Below are 646 nucleotides of genomic sequence, written 5' to 3' on the forward strand. Positions count from 1 at the left end.
ATCGACCCTATCGCCATCCGGGAAGCCCTGGAGGAAAGAGGGATCGTCAACGGACAGGTGGCAGATCCGGAAAAACTGGACAATGACTCATTTATCCAGCAGGTGATGTCGGATGCCGAGCAGATCGCAGCTGCCGAGACAGAACAGACTTCCGAGGTTTCCATTTCCGATGAGGAATATGATGCAGTTCGCAGCCCAACTCCGCAAAGAACCTCCTATGACCCTGCCGCTCCGGTCTATGCCGTGGGCGATACCGTGTATATCGAGGATGACGCCTATCAGATCACTGAGCTGCGGGAGGACACCGTACAGCTTCTGCCCACCGGGATGGTATATCCCATCTACCGGACAGAGCGCAAAGAACAGTTCGAGCAGCTGCTTCGGGCAGACCGCCGCAATGCTTACTATACCGAGTTTCTTCCTACTGACCCGGACAAGGCAGATCAGGACTTGCGGGATGTATTGGTCCATGGACTCATGGATGAAGCGGATAAACAGCAGCTTTCCACGCTGCTGCAATCCGGCAGGAGCAACAGCGAGATCGCCTACTGGTTGAGCAGAGCCTATTCCGGTGAGATCGAGACACTGAATCTGGAGACCGGCGATATTGCCGATTACCGTACCACGGCACAGGGCATGGAGCTGG

At 55.6% G+C, this 646-nt stretch carries 1 protein-coding gene; it reads left to right on the forward strand.

The window, feature by feature from the left end:
- The coding region (locus PGS25_RS15390) for a hypothetical protein (RefSeq protein ID WP_270419398.1) at positions 1–646 on the forward strand (646 nt) is incomplete at both ends.

The sequence above is a fragment of the Butyricicoccus sp. AM78-15b2TA genome (genome assembly GCF_027665985.1).
GTDB classification, from domain to species: domain Bacteria; phylum Bacillota; class Clostridia; order Oscillospirales; family Butyricicoccaceae; genus Agathobaculum; species Agathobaculum butyriciproducens.